13 protein-coding genes and 1 pseudogene are annotated in these 14,820 nt (G+C 46.0%); all 14 read right to left on the reverse strand.

The features are described from left to right. Positions 1-2: 2 nt before the first annotated feature. A complete protein-coding gene (ureA, locus tag AB4209_RS10785) occupies positions 3-305 on the reverse strand; it encodes an urease subunit gamma (RefSeq protein ID WP_004735119.1) in 303 nt (100 codons plus the stop codon). 133 nt (positions 306-438) lie between these two features. Next, positions 439-1,386, reverse strand: a complete 948-nt coding sequence (locus AB4209_RS10790; protein ID WP_017062504.1) for an urease accessory protein UreD — start codon at positions 1,384-1,386, stop codon at positions 439-441. After that, entirely contained in the window at positions 1,383-2,078 is a 696-nt protein-coding gene (gene urtE / locus AB4209_RS10795) for an urea ABC transporter ATP-binding subunit UrtE (protein ID WP_017062505.1), read from the reverse strand. The genes AB4209_RS10790 and urtE overlap by 4 nt, the downstream gene beginning before the upstream one ends. A gap of 1 nt (position 2,079) precedes the next feature. Then, positions 2,080-2,922, reverse strand: coding sequence for an urea ABC transporter ATP-binding protein UrtD (gene urtD / locus AB4209_RS10800; RefSeq protein WP_017069304.1), 843 nt, complete (start codon positions 2,920-2,922; stop codon positions 2,080-2,082). Then, complete coding sequence (urtC, locus tag AB4209_RS10805; RefSeq protein ID WP_017062507.1) at positions 2,919-4,091, reverse strand: urea ABC transporter permease subunit UrtC; 1,173 nt, start codon at positions 4,089-4,091, stop codon at positions 2,919-2,921. Before urtC ends, urtD begins: the two co-directional genes overlap by 4 nt. A 10-nt stretch (positions 4,092-4,101) precedes the next feature. After that, positions 4,102-5,730: an urea ABC transporter permease subunit UrtB gene (gene urtB / locus AB4209_RS10810; RefSeq protein ID WP_372055855.1), complete on the reverse strand. Its 1,629-nt coding sequence runs from the start codon at positions 5,728-5,730 to the stop codon at positions 4,102-4,104. Between the two features lie 160 nt (positions 5,731-5,890). Continuing rightward, the gene (gene urtA, locus AB4209_RS10815; protein WP_017069306.1) at positions 5,891-7,177 is read right to left on the reverse strand and encodes an urea ABC transporter substrate-binding protein; all 1,287 of its coding nucleotides are present in this window, start codon (positions 7,175-7,177) and stop codon (positions 5,891-5,893) included. Positions 7,178-7,470: 293 nt separating this feature from the next. Beyond that, positions 7,471-7,698, reverse strand: coding sequence for a zinc ribbon domain-containing protein (locus AB4209_RS10820; RefSeq protein ID WP_017062829.1), 228 nt, complete (start codon positions 7,696-7,698; stop codon positions 7,471-7,473). A 36-nt stretch (positions 7,699-7,734) separates the two neighbouring features. Then, positions 7,735-8,723 (reverse strand): annotated as a pseudogene (locus AB4209_RS10825) (sensor domain-containing diguanylate cyclase). A gap of 289 nt (positions 8,724-9,012) precedes the next feature. Continuing rightward, entirely contained in the window at positions 9,013-9,915 is a 903-nt protein-coding gene (locus tag AB4209_RS10830; RefSeq protein ID WP_136978145.1) for an alanyl-tRNA editing protein, read from the reverse strand. A 131-nt stretch (positions 9,916-10,046) separates the two neighbouring features. Further along, on the reverse strand, positions 10,047-11,528 hold the full coding sequence (der, locus tag AB4209_RS10835) for a ribosome biogenesis GTPase Der (RefSeq protein ID WP_017062511.1): 1,482 nt from the start codon (positions 11,526-11,528) through the stop codon (positions 10,047-10,049). A 158-nt stretch (positions 11,529-11,686) separates the two neighbouring features. After that, positions 11,687-12,847, reverse strand: a complete 1,161-nt coding sequence (gene bamB, locus AB4209_RS10840) for an outer membrane protein assembly factor BamB (RefSeq protein ID WP_017062512.1) — start codon at positions 12,845-12,847, stop codon at positions 11,687-11,689. 10 nt (positions 12,848-12,857) lie between these two features. After that, positions 12,858-13,472 (reverse strand): YfgM family protein, encoded by a 615-nt coding sequence (locus AB4209_RS10845; RefSeq protein ID WP_017062513.1) that lies wholly within the window; start codon positions 13,470-13,472, stop codon positions 12,858-12,860. A 79-nt stretch (positions 13,473-13,551) separates the two neighbouring features. Continuing rightward, on the reverse strand, positions 13,552-14,820 hold the full coding sequence (hisS, locus tag AB4209_RS10850) for a histidine--tRNA ligase (RefSeq protein WP_017062514.1): 1,269 nt from the start codon (positions 14,818-14,820) through the stop codon (positions 13,552-13,554).

Here is a 14,820-nt window from a genome sequence, read left to right on the forward strand (position 1 = left end):
CCCTACACGATAGGTTCATGAACGGTCACCAACTTGGTGCCATCGGGAAAAGTCGCTTCGACTTGTACATCTGGGATCATGGAAGGGATCCCCTCCATAACGTCATCGACGGTAAGCAGTGTGCGTCCAAAATCCATCAATTCCGAAACGGTTTTCCCCTCACGGGCACCTTCAAGAATGGCACTGCTGATCAGAGCAATAGATTCTGGGTAGTTGAGTTTTAAGCCTTTCTGTTTACGCTGCTGTGCCAGCATTCCTGCGCAGAAGATAAGTAGCTTATCTTTTTCTCTTGGTGTTAATTCCATTTAGCTGCCCGCTGTTAGTGTTGTTTTCTTATTGCTCAGAAACGCATGAGCAGTAAGTGGGATTCAATCACAGCAAGCTTGAAAAAATGTACCGAGGGCCGGAAGTCGCCCTCGGTACAAATAGGGCTAATCGCTAAGTCGCCCAAATCCTTGGTAAATCAGGAGTCGTACCACATAAATGAGAGCGAGTTGCTTGCCAAATCTGACCAAAGGCTTGGAGGATATCTTCACTCCAATTACCCAAGGCTCGCACCACAATCAATCCTTCTATCTGAGTAGCACCCAATATTAATGTGGGTTCACTCGACGTTTTTGATGTAACTGATTGCTGTGAAGCTTGCTGTGTAATAGATATGAGCAAGCTCTGTACCAACTCTAGATCTTGCTTCTCATTTGAGGTGATATAAAAGGTTCCCATCATTGAATAATCAAGTAACCCCATATTTATCATTAACTTATCGCCACCATGAAAATTAAAGCCTTCAGTCAGAAGCCTTTGATTATCAAGATAGATTTCTGTTTTCCCAACGAGATGACCATGCTCGAATCCCTCATTCTGTGCAGGGCGTCCAAAACAGTGCATCTCCCAACCCCAAAACTGTGCACCCTTTTCTAGGCGAATTTCAGTATCTAAACGAACGTGTGCATTCGGGAAAAAGATGTTCTCTTGCGGCATCCATTCCAAGCGTGCATCTTTCTTCACTCGTAGGGTCTGCTTCTGCTTGGCGTACTTGTTGTTTGAGCGATAGAACTTGGTCGCACCGGGTGTGGTAATCAACGCGTGAGCACCGTGCTCAAGATTCACGTTAATATTGAGAGTGTCACCACCTACCACTCCGCCGGGGGGATGGAGTAAGTAGGTGTGACACGTTTCCCCATCAGGATACAGGGGGCGTTGCACCGCAAGCGGACCAGACTGCTGACGATTCTTTAATACGGTTTTATCACCTCGATCGACAAAGGTGAGGTTTAAACTCGCTTGCCAACCATCACGAATATCTTGTTCGATGGTCTCATTCAAAGATAAAGCTTCTACTAAAGAAGCCTTGCTTACTTCATTCGGAGAAAAGAGAGAATTCATACGGTTAGGTACTCCTTTATCAAGGACTCATCGAGCCCTGTCATTTCACCTTCTGCCACTTGGCGTCCACGGTCGATAATGCAAAAACGGTCACCGACCTTTCTTGCAAACGGCAGCTTCTGTTCAACCAACAGAACCGTGAGCCCCATTTTCTCGTTGAGCATGCGAATGATGTCGCCAATCTCTTGCACAATATTGGGTTGAATACCCTCCGTCGGCTCATCCAAGATCAATAGCTTTGGATTAACCACCAGCGCACGCCCAATCGCTAGCTGTTGCTGCTGGCCACCCGATAAATCACCACCGCGACGATGTAGCATCTCTTTTAACACTGGGAAAATATCGAAGATGAATTCAGGGATCTTGCGGTCACCCTTTTTACGAATCGGTAAACCGACCTCTAGATTTTCTTGAACAGTGAGCATTGGGAAGATCTGGCGACCTTGCGGTACATAGCCGATCCCTTGGCGTGGACGGTCCTCGGCATCGGTTTTCAAAAGTGACTCACCCGATAAGGAGATGTCACCGCTTTCAACCTTCACCAACCCCATAATGCATTGCAGTAAGGTGGTTTTACCGACACCATTTCGCCCCATTAGCACCGTGCATTTACCTTCTGGGATCTGCATATCCAAATCCCACAGCGTGTGGCTCTCACCGTAATATTGATTAACTGATTTAACCTCTAGCATCCTATTCTCCGAGATAAACTTGTTTAACTTCAGGGTGAGCCTGCACTTGATCCATGGTGCCTTCAGCCAACACATGACCTTGATGAAGCACGGTGACATGGTTGGCGATAGAACGAACGAAATCCATATCGTGTTCAACGACCACAACCGAGTGCTTACCTGCCAGTGAGTTAAGTAACTCAGAGGTGCGATCCATTTCTTGGTGAGTCATACCTGCCACGGGTTCATCCACCAGCAACAGCTTAGGGTTTTGCATCAATAGCATGCCGATCTCTAACCACTGCTTTTGTCCGTGAGACAGGTTACCTGCCAAATTCGCCGCTTCGTCTTTTAAATGAATCAGCTCAAGTACCGAGGTCAATTTGTCTTTCTGTTCACCAGACATCACAGCGGTGAACGTCGCCCACACTGAGCGGTCACCGGCCATGGCTAATTCAAGGTTCTGCCACACAGTTAAACACTCAATCACGGTCGGTTTTTGGAATTTACGCCCAACGCCTGCATTGGCGATTTCGGCTTCGTTCATCTTCAATAAGTTGATGTTCGAACCCAACCACACCTCGCCGGTGTCTGGCTTAGTTTTACCTGTGATAATGTCCATCATGGTGGTTTTACCTGCGCCATTAGGACCTATGATACAGCGTAGCTCTCCCTCTTTGATGTAGAGGTTGAGGTCGTTTATCGCTTGGAAACCATCGAAGCTTTTGTTGACGCCTTCGACATACAACAGCACGTTATGTCGAGTATCGATGGCAGGATGAATATCGGGTTTGAGGTAATCAAAGACTTCGTCTCGACGAGTGAACGCCTGAACCGATTCCTTTACGCTATTAAATGTGGTCATGCGATCACCTCCTTGGCCTTGTGCTGATCATCCTTATCTTTATCTTGGTTTTTCCCATTTGATGCCTTGCGCAGCTGCTGCCACTTTTCACTGACAAAGCCAATCACACCTTGTGGGAAGTACATGGTTGAGAGTACGAATAGTCCACCCAGAGCAAACAGCCACACCTCCGGGAACTCAACCGTAAACCAACTCTTGGCGTAGTTGATGATCAATGCACCGACAATGGCACCAAACAGAGTGGCACGACCGCCTAAGGCTACCCAAACCACAATCTCAATCGAGTTAAGAGGAGCAAATTCTCCCGGATTGATAATACCCACTTGAGGGACATATAAAGCCCCGGCAATACCGGCGATAACCGCAGAAAGAACGAAGACCCACAGCTTGATGCCATCGACGTCATAGCCCATAAAGCGAGTGCGTGATTCCGTATCACGAATCGCTAATGCCACACGACCTAATCGACTGGTCACCACCATGCGACAAGCTATGTAGCTGAGAATAAGCGCAATACCAGTCGCGACAAACAGACCTATCTTGACCGCATCACTCTGCAAACTCAGACCGATGATGTCTTTGAAATCCGTCAGTCCGTTGTTGCCACCAAAGCCCATTTCGTTGCGGAAAAATGCCAGCATCAATGCGTAAGTTAATGCCTGAGTCATGATAGAAAGATACACCCCGGACACACGAGAGCGGAAAGCTAAATAACCGAACAAGTAAGCCAATGCGCCCGGCACTAGCACCACCATCAGGCAAGCAAACCAGAACTGGTCAAAGCCCTGCCAGAACCACGGCAACGCAGACCAATCAAGGAACACCATGAAATCTGGTAAGACTGGATCACCATAAACCCCACGGTCACCAATCTGACGCATCAAGTACATGCCCATCGCATAACCACCAAGCGCAAAGAAAGCACCGTGGCCAAGGCTCAAGATTCCGAGATAGCCCCACACCAGATCGAGCGCCAACGCCAACATTGCGTAGCTCAGGTATTTGCCCATCAGCGAGATAGTAAAAGTCTCTACATGGAGCGGGTGCCCACTTGGTAACATGGTGTTAGCCAGTGGGATAAGAATAACGGCCGCTAGAATGGCAAGGATGGTCAGTTGGCCACCTTTGTCACCACGCATTGCCGAAAGTACAAATGATTTTGACTGCATGATGTTGTCCTTAACCTTCAGCCGCACGACCACGTTGCGGGAAGAGTCCGCGTGGGCGTTTTTGAATAAATAGAATGATGAAAACCAGTACCAGAATCTTGGCGAGAACCGCACCAGCCCATGGTTCTAAAATTTTATTGAACAGACCAAGGCTTAAGCCTGCGACTAGCGTGCCCCATAGGTTGCCAACACCGCCGAATACCACCACCATGAATGAGTCGATGATGTACGCCTGTCCCATATTAGGGCCAACGTTGGTCAGTTGAGACAGTGCCACGCCTGCAACACCCGCAACGCCAGAGCCTAAACCGAAGGTCATCGCATCAACTCGCTCAGAACGAATACCCATCGCACGAGCCATGCCACGGTTTTGAGAAACCGCACGAACCTGTAAGCCTAGTGGTGTCTTTTTCAGAACCATTAATAAGCCCATAAACACCAAACCACAGAACAGGATGATATAAAGTCGGTTGTAAGTCAGGGACAACATTGGGTTCAATTGAAGTGCGCCAGACATCCATTCAGGTGTGCTCACTGAGCGGTTCAAAGGAGAGAAAATCGAGCGAACAGCCTGCTGCAAGATTAAGCTAATACCAAAGGTCGCGAGTAAGGTTTCCAATGGGCGACCATAAAGATGACGAATCACACTGCGCTCAATCGCAATGCCCACTAAGCCAGAAACAATGAATGCCGCTGGAATGGAAAGTATCAGCGCTAGGCCAATATGATTCGGCATCAACAACTGCAATACATAGGTGGTGTAAGCGCCAATCATGATCAGCTCACCATGAGCCATGTTGATAACGCCCATCACACCAAAGGTAATCGCTAAGCCAATGCCTGCCAGTACCAATACCGAGCCTAAGCTCAAACCGAAGAATACTGTTTCTACACCCGAATAGAGTGCTTGGCTTTGTTGATAGCTATCCATCGCACGTTCTGCTGCAGCGGTAATGCTTGGATCTTGCTCACTGTTCAGTAGTTGGTTCAGTGTTTTCAGAACGACCGAGTGTTTGAAGTCGCCAACTCGTTCAATTGAAGCCACACGATCTTCAATGGTGGCACTGTTATTAAGAGAAGTGGCAATCGCTAACGACAAATCCATTAGCTCAGCTACTTTGCCATCTGATTCATTGGCTCTGAGTTCAGTTAGTCGTTCGATAATGTCAGCGTCTTTGGTTCCTAACAAATCCAAAACCGCCTTATAACGCACATCAGGGTTGCCGCTGTTCAGTCCAATCGAGGCTATTTCCCCGCGTAATATCCCACGAAGTTTGTTATTCACACGAACCTTTTTAAACTGTCTCGCATTCTCGATATTAAGCGTTGAATCATCCCATACTGACTGAGCTGACGTCGCTGTTTTGATACTTTGAATGAGGTAGAGCTGTTTGTACTGCTCGCTCTGTTTCTCATTGAAGTAGTAAAGGTTTCCGTTTAACCAGCCATCTAAAATAGCTTTCGACACATCTTCCGTTTGCGTCTCAATCACCCAATCGATAGCTAATTCTTTATCCGATGTTTTCTTACCAACTAGCGCCTTGGTAAAGCTAGCTTCATCCGTTATTCCAGCAAAAGCCAACTGAGCACTGACTGCCATGAGCAACAGCGCTTTAAATACGTTTAATACGTTTTTCATCCCTGCTTCCTTAACCAACCAAGTTAGATATTGTTATTTTTACTTGGAGGATGTGTGGATAGTGGTTGTTACCTGAAACGATGAGCCTTCCGTTCGCTTCGCCCGTTAAACAGACGCGTTCTTCCCAAACCGGAAGGCTCAATATTCCTGAATTGACGATCTAGTTACCGCCAGAACACTTCTTCGTTTCGACGTTAAACGCACCACATGAGAATGGCTTCGACCAGCTAGAGAACAGTTTTGCCGATTCAGGTAAGTAACTCGACCAAGCATCACCCGCCACTAGTCCAGTGGTTTCCCAAACGATATCGAATTGACCATCGCCTTGGATTTCACCGATCAGGACTGGTTTAGTAATGTGGTGGTTTGGCAGCATGGTAGAGTAGCCGCCAGAAAGGTTAGGTACAGACACGCCAATCAAGGCATCTTGCACAGATTCAGGATCGGTTGTGCCCGCATTAGTGACCGCTTGAGCCCACATATTGAAGCCAACATAGTGCGCTTCCATTGGGTCATTGGTGACACGCTTTTCACTCTTGATGAACGACTGCCACGTTTCAACGAACTCTTCATTAGCTTCAGTATCAACACTCATGAAGTAGTTCCATGCCGCTAGATGACCAACCAATGGTTCTGTGTCCATGCCTGACAGTTCTTCTTCACCAACAGAGAATGCAATAACTGGGATGTCTTCAGATGAAATGCCTTGAGCGCCTAGCTCTTTATAGAAAGGTACGTTCGCATCGCCGTTTACAGTAGAAACCACAGCGGTTTTCTTGCCAGCTTCACCGAACTTTTTGATGTCTGAAACGATAGATTGCCAATCAGAGTGACCAAATGGCGTGTAGTTGATCATGATGTCTTCTTCTGCGACACCTTTATCTTTTAGGTAGGCTTCTAAGATCTTATTGGTTGTACGTGGATAAACGTAATCGGTACCTGCAAGTACCCAGCGCTCGACTTCAAGCTCTTCCATCAAGTAATCCACTGCTGGGATCGCTTGTTGGTTTGGCGCGGCACCGGTGTAGAAAACGTTTTTAGAAGACTCTTCACCTTCATACTGTACTGGGTAGAAAAGGATGCTGTTGAGTTCTTCAAAGACAGGTAGCATGGATTTACGTGATACCGACGTCCAACCACCGAACACCACATCCACTTTCTCTTTTTCGATAAGCTCACGCGCTTTCTCAGCAAATAGCGGCCAGTTTGACGCAGGGTCAACCACGACAGGCTCTAGCTTCTTACCAAGCAAACCGCCCTTTTTGTTCTGCTCTTCGATGAGCATTAGCACGGTATCTTTTAGCGTTGTCTCACTGATCGCCATGGTGCCAGAGAGTGAGTGTAGAACACCGACCTTGATGGTCTCATCAGCAGCAAACACTGTTGCAGAAGAAAATGAAAGTGTTGTACACAGTGCAGCTAGCGATAAATTGAACACCTTGTTCATGATATTACTCCATAATTGTATTTTTGTTATTCAATTACAGAGTTACAAGAAGAGTGCCAAACTTATAAACCAACGAAATTATTTATAAGTAATTGTATTAATAGAATTTAAAAGAAACTAACACCAATAGAGTGCATAGCAATCATGTAACTATGTTTCATACTGGTGCAGTGACGGTGGGAATGAACCAAGATGACACATTCCTGTTCTTCAGATACAAAAAAGACCCAACACTTTAGTATTGAGTCTCTGGTATAACATCACCGATGGTCGTTCAAACCATGAGTTTAAGGCTATTCCGCTGGTTTAAATTCGAATTTTACTCTCGACTTAGATTTCAACTCGTTGCAATCACCGTTGCAAAAATAGCTCGCCGCACCACAGGCTTGAAGCTTCTCAAGTTGGCTGCTGCACTCAGGACAAAACCCAACTTTAGTAAAGTGAGCCTGACAACTTTCACAGTGATACTTGCCATCCCAAGCTAGCTCAGACTGGCACTTAGGGCAGATATTTTCACTCATTAGCATTTCCTAATTTACTACTATTTTTACAATCTACTACTGTTGAGACTTGGCTTGCTTGATTTGATACATGTTCTTATCAGCTTGTGCGATCAACTGGTCTAATCCTTGAGGATCTTTGTCACAAGAAAGCCCGACACTCACCGAGAATTGCACATCATTGATATAAAGCGCTTGTTGCAGTGCTTTCTCTAAGCTGTGGTAGAAGCTAACAACGCTTTCTTGATCATCAAAACATGAGAACACCACAAACTCATCACCACCATAACGCCCTATCTTGGCACATGCTGTGGTTGCCTCATCAAGAACTTCGGCAACCGCCAGCAACACATCGTCACCGAAACTATGGCCATAGGTATCATTTATTGATTTGAACTTATCGACATCAACAAACAAACACGCCATCACCTTTTCAGAAAAGCATCGCTTGGCCAACACTTTCTTCGCTTCATTAAACAATGCGCGACGATTCAAGCAATGGGTTAAAGAATCTCGATTAGCGAAAAAGTTTAGCTGGTTCTCCAGCTCAAACTTCTCTAGTGCTACCGAATACAGGGAAGCCAGTAGCTCTAAGATCTCGAGCTCAAATTCATGTGGTTCAGAGATGTACTGGCTATAAATAGCGAAGGTAACCAACACATTACCGCGCGACGAGATAATGGGGACCGACCAACAGGCATGTAAATTCGCTTGATTGGTTAAGACCAGAAAAGGTGCCCAGTTTGGGTGTGCATTTATGTTGGAGACCATCACTGCTTTCTTAAGCGCAGCTGCCTCGCCACAAGAGCCTATCCCCGCACCAATTCCTATCCCTTCAATCTGTTGATTGTAAAAATCAGGCAGGTTTGGGGCATACTCAAGGTGTAACGTTTAGACTCTGAGTTGAGCAGTAAAATTGAAGCCATGCGCTGCTCGGTAAGCTGAATAATCTTGTGATTTAAATCTTTGCGATCCATCCCAAGCGCAAGCTTCCGCAGCAAACTATTGACGGCTCGATGACCTTCTAATAAAAATTGTTGTTCCATTCACTAAGGCTTTCAATTGTGTAATCGGGTACAGCTTGTTCCTATGCAAGCTTGTTATTGGTTAATAATAGCACACTAAATTAGTACGACACACAATCGAAGATCATAGGTTGATCTTTCGCTTTATCTATTTTGATCAGCGATCTACCCCAAAAAGAATATTTATATCACCACACACCGAAAGCATAAGTTACATGTGCTGCATTTCAATTTTAAACAGTAATTTATATTAAAAGTTACATGAAAAAACAAAACAAACAGCACAAGCCATTTCGATCTGTAGTCTAGATCATCGAATTACATGCGTCAGCATTTCAATATGCTGGTCATCTAACTGGGTTAACTTAACGGATAATGCCTTAAGTTCTGAGGTGTTCTCAATGTGAGTACCACCACACGGAATAGACACTAAAGTGTCGGCATCCAACTGCCATTCCCAATAGCGAGAGTCTGTTAATGCTTCGCCTTCCAGTCGCATTGCAACTGGCGTCGGCTCTGCAAACCAGCCCGCAATCATTTGGTTGATATCAGCTTCGATGTCATCAAGACTTGCTAGCATATCTGCAACGTTCAAACCACGCTTCTTCAGGGTTTTGCCTAAGCGATACTTATCGGTACACAGCTCTGGAGTCACAAAGCTCGTCACTTGTGCGTAGCTATTGAAGTCGTAACTGCCAAGCGGATCTTTTCTGTCCGCATCTTTACGCCAGTAGCTTTCAGCCAATACTTTATTCAAGGCTAGGAAAGCGATGTGACCAGCACTGTGACCACGGCTCAAACTGGCTTGGTACTCTTTATCAACCGACAACACGACTTCGTCGTTAACCTTAATCATAGAAGCAGATGTAGGTAGCTGGTGGACAACAACAAACGCCCACCCTTCCGTATCACGCTTAACAGGGATATCTGCTGCGATATGAAGCTTGCCAGTAGATTGTTCTATAGCACCAACAAGGCAGTCTTCAACGGGAAATTGCACGTCACCAACATTCACAAAGCCTTGGTCTGCAGGGTGATCTGGCCAAATATGACTCACTGGGTGGAAAGGTGTTACGTCGGCAATCAGGTAAGTTTTGCTGTCGTCGCTTTCAACGTACTGCGCTTTAGCATTGAGCTGCCAAGCCTGATGACAAAATTGAGTGATGGTTGGTGTGATTGCTGACACAGGTGTAATCAAATCGCTAGTAGTCATATCGTTCTTCTTCTGGAATCTAGTCTGATTCGTTGAGCCATGATGATAAAAACGTATTGTTATGGCTTAACGTGAATTTTGCTTAAAAAAATACCCGAGACAGGCTCGGGTATCAAATCTATTGGAAAGGTTTACTTACGACCTTTAACCATGCTCATCATACGCTTACGTTTACGTTCTTGAGAAATTGTCAGCTTGTTTGTCTTAGCTTCAAATGGGTTCTCGCTGTTCTGGAATTGAATGCGAATAGGTGTACCCATGATTTCTAGTGAACGACGGTAGTAGTTCATCAAGAATCGTTTGTATGAATCTGGCAAGTTACGAACTTGGTTACCGTGGATAACGATAATCGGTGGGTTGTAGCCACCAGCGTGCGCGTATTTCAGTTTCACACGACGGCCACGAACCATAGGCGGTTGGTGATCATCAGTCGCCATCTTCATGATACGAGTTAGCACAGAAGTACCAACACGAGTAGTCGCTGACTTGTAAGCTTCTTGTACAGACTCAAACAAGTGACCAACACCTGTACCGTGAAGTGCAGAGATAAAGTGAATACGTGCGAAATCAACGAAGCCTAAGCGACGGTCTAGCTCTTTCTTAACGCGTTCTTTAACGTCGTTATCTAGGCCATCCCACTTGTTTACGGCAATAACAATTGAACGACCAGCGTTCAACGCAAAGCCTAGCAAGCTTAGATCTTGATCAGAGATGTTTTCGCGAGCATCGATAAGCAGCAACACAACGTTAGCATCTTCAATCGCTTTCAGTGTTTTAACCACTGAGAACTTCTCTACCGTTTCGTTGATGTTTTTACGACGACGAACACCCGCAGTATCGATTAGAACGTATTCACGCTCGTCACGCTGCATTGGGATGTAGATAGAGTCACGAGTCGTACCTGGCATATCGTAAACAACCACACGCTCTTCACCAAGAATACGGTTCGTTAGCGTTGATTTACCTACGTTAGGACGGCCAATGATCGCTAGTTTGATCGGTTGATCTTGAAGACGCTTGAATTCGGCTTCAGCTTCTTCTTCTGTAAATTCAACCTGCTCTTCTTCTTCGTCTTCAAACTCAGTTAAGTCGCTTACTTCGCCATTCTCAGCTTTTAGCGCTTCTGCGAATGGGTTAAGAGCAAGGTCAATAAGTGCAGTAACACCACGACCATGCGCCGCAGCGATTTGGTACATGTCTTCTACACCTAGTTGCCAGAAGTCAGCACTTGCAGCATCAGGGTCGATACCATCAACCTTGTTTACTACTAGCATTGAAGGCTTTTCTAGTTGACGTAGGTGCTTAGCAATCGCCACGTCTGAAGGTGTTAGACCCGCACGGCCATCTACCATAAATAGAACGACATCAGCTTCATCAATCGCCGCTAGCGACTGTTCAGCCATTTTAGTTTCAACACCTTCTTCAGTACCGTCGATACCGCCAGTGTCAATAACAATAAAGTCATGCTCGCTAAAATGAGCATGACCGTATTTACGGTCACGCGTTAAGCCAGGGAAATCCGCAACCAATGCATCACGAGTTCGAGTCAATCGGTTAAATAACGTAGATTTACCTACGTTCGGACGCCCTACTAGAGCAACAACAGGTACCATAACAACCTCTACAATTTCTTCTCTAAATGTAGTTATAGGTAAGCACTTGTTCGCAAGTTTAAACTCTTACCTATAACCACACGGTTTATTAATTTTTAACAACAAAACGGCTCCTGGCTGTTACCAACCAGGAGCCGACTGTGAATTATATCACGCTTTTATTGGCTAATCGTTAGTTTCTTTACATCGCCATTGCGAGTCGTCACTAAGTAGCCTTCAGGCAGTTCAATTGGTGCAACCGCAAAGCCGCTATCATCGACAAGCTGTTGAGCAACAAACTCACCCGATGAACGATCCAACCAGTGCAGATAACCTTCAGTATCACCCACGACTACATAACCATTAATAATAGCAGGTGCTGTCAGTAAGCGGTTTTCTAACAATGGAGTGCTCCACAGTTCAGTACCACTACGCGCATCAACCGCAACCACATGGTCTTTGTCGGTAACAACGAACAAACGGCTACCATCACTTGCTAAATCAATCGCTGATGAGTAGTTACGTTTCCAAATTGGCTTACCAGAACGAAGGTCGATAGCAATCAGCTGACCATTGATACCTACGGTATACAGGGTGCCACCAAGAACAATTGGAGATGCATCAACATCAACCAAACGATCAATTTCCGTTGCACCTTTTGGTGTGCCTACTGGCTGTTGCCAAATAAGCTGACCACGATCAACGATAGCCGCAGCTAGACGACCATTTGCTGTACCCCAGAATACACCACCAGAAACTGCAACAGGCGAGCTATCGCCACGCAGTGTTAGGCTTGGTACTTCCGTACTGATGGTCCATTTTTGTTCACCGCTTGCTTGATCTAACGCGATCAACATACCGCGACTGGTATGAACAATGACCATGTTGCTATCAGTTGCTGGGGATGCAAGCACCTCGCCATTGACTGATACACGCCACAGCTCTTCACCGGTCGATTCTTCCAGTGCGATCACTTCGCCATTTTCAGAACCAACAAAAACTTTACCGTAAGCCGCCGTTAAGCCACCCGATAAACGAGCCAATACGTCTTTCTCAAGATCGACTTTCCACAGCGCTTTACCTGTATCAGGATCAAGCGCTTTAACCATACCTTCACGGCTTGCAACAAACACTTTGTCGTAAGCCAATTCTGGCGTTAGTTTTGAAAAGTAGTGACCAACACCATCACCAACCGACGTAGACCATTCCTGACTAGGAGTGAACTCGCTGTTTACCGTTGGGACTGGAGCCATGATTACGGTGTCTTCTTCACCCGCACAGCCAGCTAGTAGGCCAAGAGCAATCGCACACAACGCCGCTTTTGGAAACATCTTCTTCATTCAAAGCGCCTTATTTAGCTAGGTCGTCAAGTTTGATTTGAAGCGTTTGGCTAGCGTCAACAGCTTGCTGTGCTTCTGTGTAAGCACTGTATGCTGCGTCAGTGTCGCCTTTACGAAGTGAGATATCACCACGCAGTTCAGCAACACGGCCTTTCCAAGATTCGTCTGTCATAGCAGCAAGATCAGTCAGTGCTGCGTCAAATTCACCTTGCTCAGCTTTAATACGTGCAACACGGTAAGTAAGTAGTGGCGCAAGTGCCGCGTCCTTAGTTGCCGATTTTGCCCACTCGAGCTGTTCAAGTGCCGCCGCTAGATCGCCTGCTTGTACTTGTACTTTTGCTAGTTGCATAGCAGCAAGTACTGAGTACTCAGCATCTTTGTTTGCGTCGATGAAAGCTTGAATATCAGATTGAGCATCAACACCCTTAACATCAAGAGCTGAAATTACAGAGGTGTAGCTTTCTGAAGCTGCTTCACGCGCTTCAACTACTGAATCTTGGTAATAGCGCCAGCCAAATAGACCACCTAAACCAATAACCGCACCAAAGATTACGGCTTTACCGTTCTCTTTCCACCAATCTTTAATGGCTTCAACTTGTTGCTCTTCGCTATCGTAAAGTTCCACTTCCTGTCCTCTTTAATTCTTTAAACGCCAGCATAGTGCTGACGTTAGTATTCATTATGAGCGTTTGCTCAATGGCTAATTAGATTAGCGCAGCAACTTTCTCTGCAACTTCCGTTTGAGACACGGTTTCTTGCTCGCCGCCAACCAGATCTTTTAACACAACTGTATTGTCAGCAACTTCGTTCTCACCAAGTACCAGCGCCACAACAGCACCTACTTTGTCAGCACGTTTGAATTGCTTCTTGAAGTTACCACCACCGAAGTGGTTCATTACACGCACGCCTTCAACGGTGTCGCGTAATTGATTCGCTAACTGCATGCCCGCGATCATAGTACCTTCGCCAGCAGCAACTACGTATACATCAACGCTACGACGAACTTCTGTTAGCTCTAGCGTTTCCATCATCAGAACCAGACGCTCTAGACCCATTGCGAAGCCAACTGCATTGGTTGCTTTCCCGCCTAGTTGCTCAACAAGACCATCGTAACGACCGCCGCCACATACTGTACCTTGAGCACCAAGGCTGTCTGTGATCCACTCAAATACAGTGCGGTTGTAGTAATCTAGGCCACGTACTAGACGCTCATTAACTTGGTATTCGATACCAACAGCGTCAAGAAGTTCACACAAACCAGCAAAATGTTGCTTCGATTCTTCACCTAGATATTCAGATAGTCGAGGTGCGTCACCTAAGATAGCTTGAACATCAGGGTTCTTAGTATCAAGTACACGTAGAGGGTTAGTGTGCATGCGACGTTTGCAGTCTTCGTCAAGCACATCAATGTGTTGCTCAAGGAAAGCCACTAACGCAGTGCGGTAGCTAACGCGATCTTCTTGAGAACCGATTGAGTTCAGCTCTAGGCGAACGTGCTTGTCGATGCCTAGCTCACGCCATAGACGTGCTGTCATCATGATAAGTTCTGCGTCAACGTCTGGACCGTCTAGGCCAAACACTTCAACACCACATTGGTGGAATTGACGGTAACGACCTTTTTGAGGACGCTCGTGACGGAACATCGGGCCCATGTACCATAGGCGCTGTTCATCACGGTTGATAAGGCTGTTTTGAATACATGAACGAACACAACCTGCTGTGCCTTCTGGACGCAGCGTTAGGCTATCGCCATTGCGGTCGTCAAAGGTGTACATCTCTTTAGAAACAACGTCTGTCTCTTCACCAACTGCACGGCTAAATAGGTTTGTTTCTTCAACGATAGGCATACGTACTTCGTTGTAACCGTATGCACTCACCACGTTTTTAACTGCGCTTTCTACTTTCTGCCACAGTGGTGATTGAGTTGGAAGGCAGTCGTTCATGCCTCGAATTGCTTGAATATTTTTAGCCAC

The organism is Vibrio sp. 10N.286.48.C11 (assembly GCF_041469805.1).
GTDB lineage: Bacteria > Pseudomonadota > Gammaproteobacteria > Enterobacterales > Vibrionaceae > Vibrio > Vibrio crassostreae_C.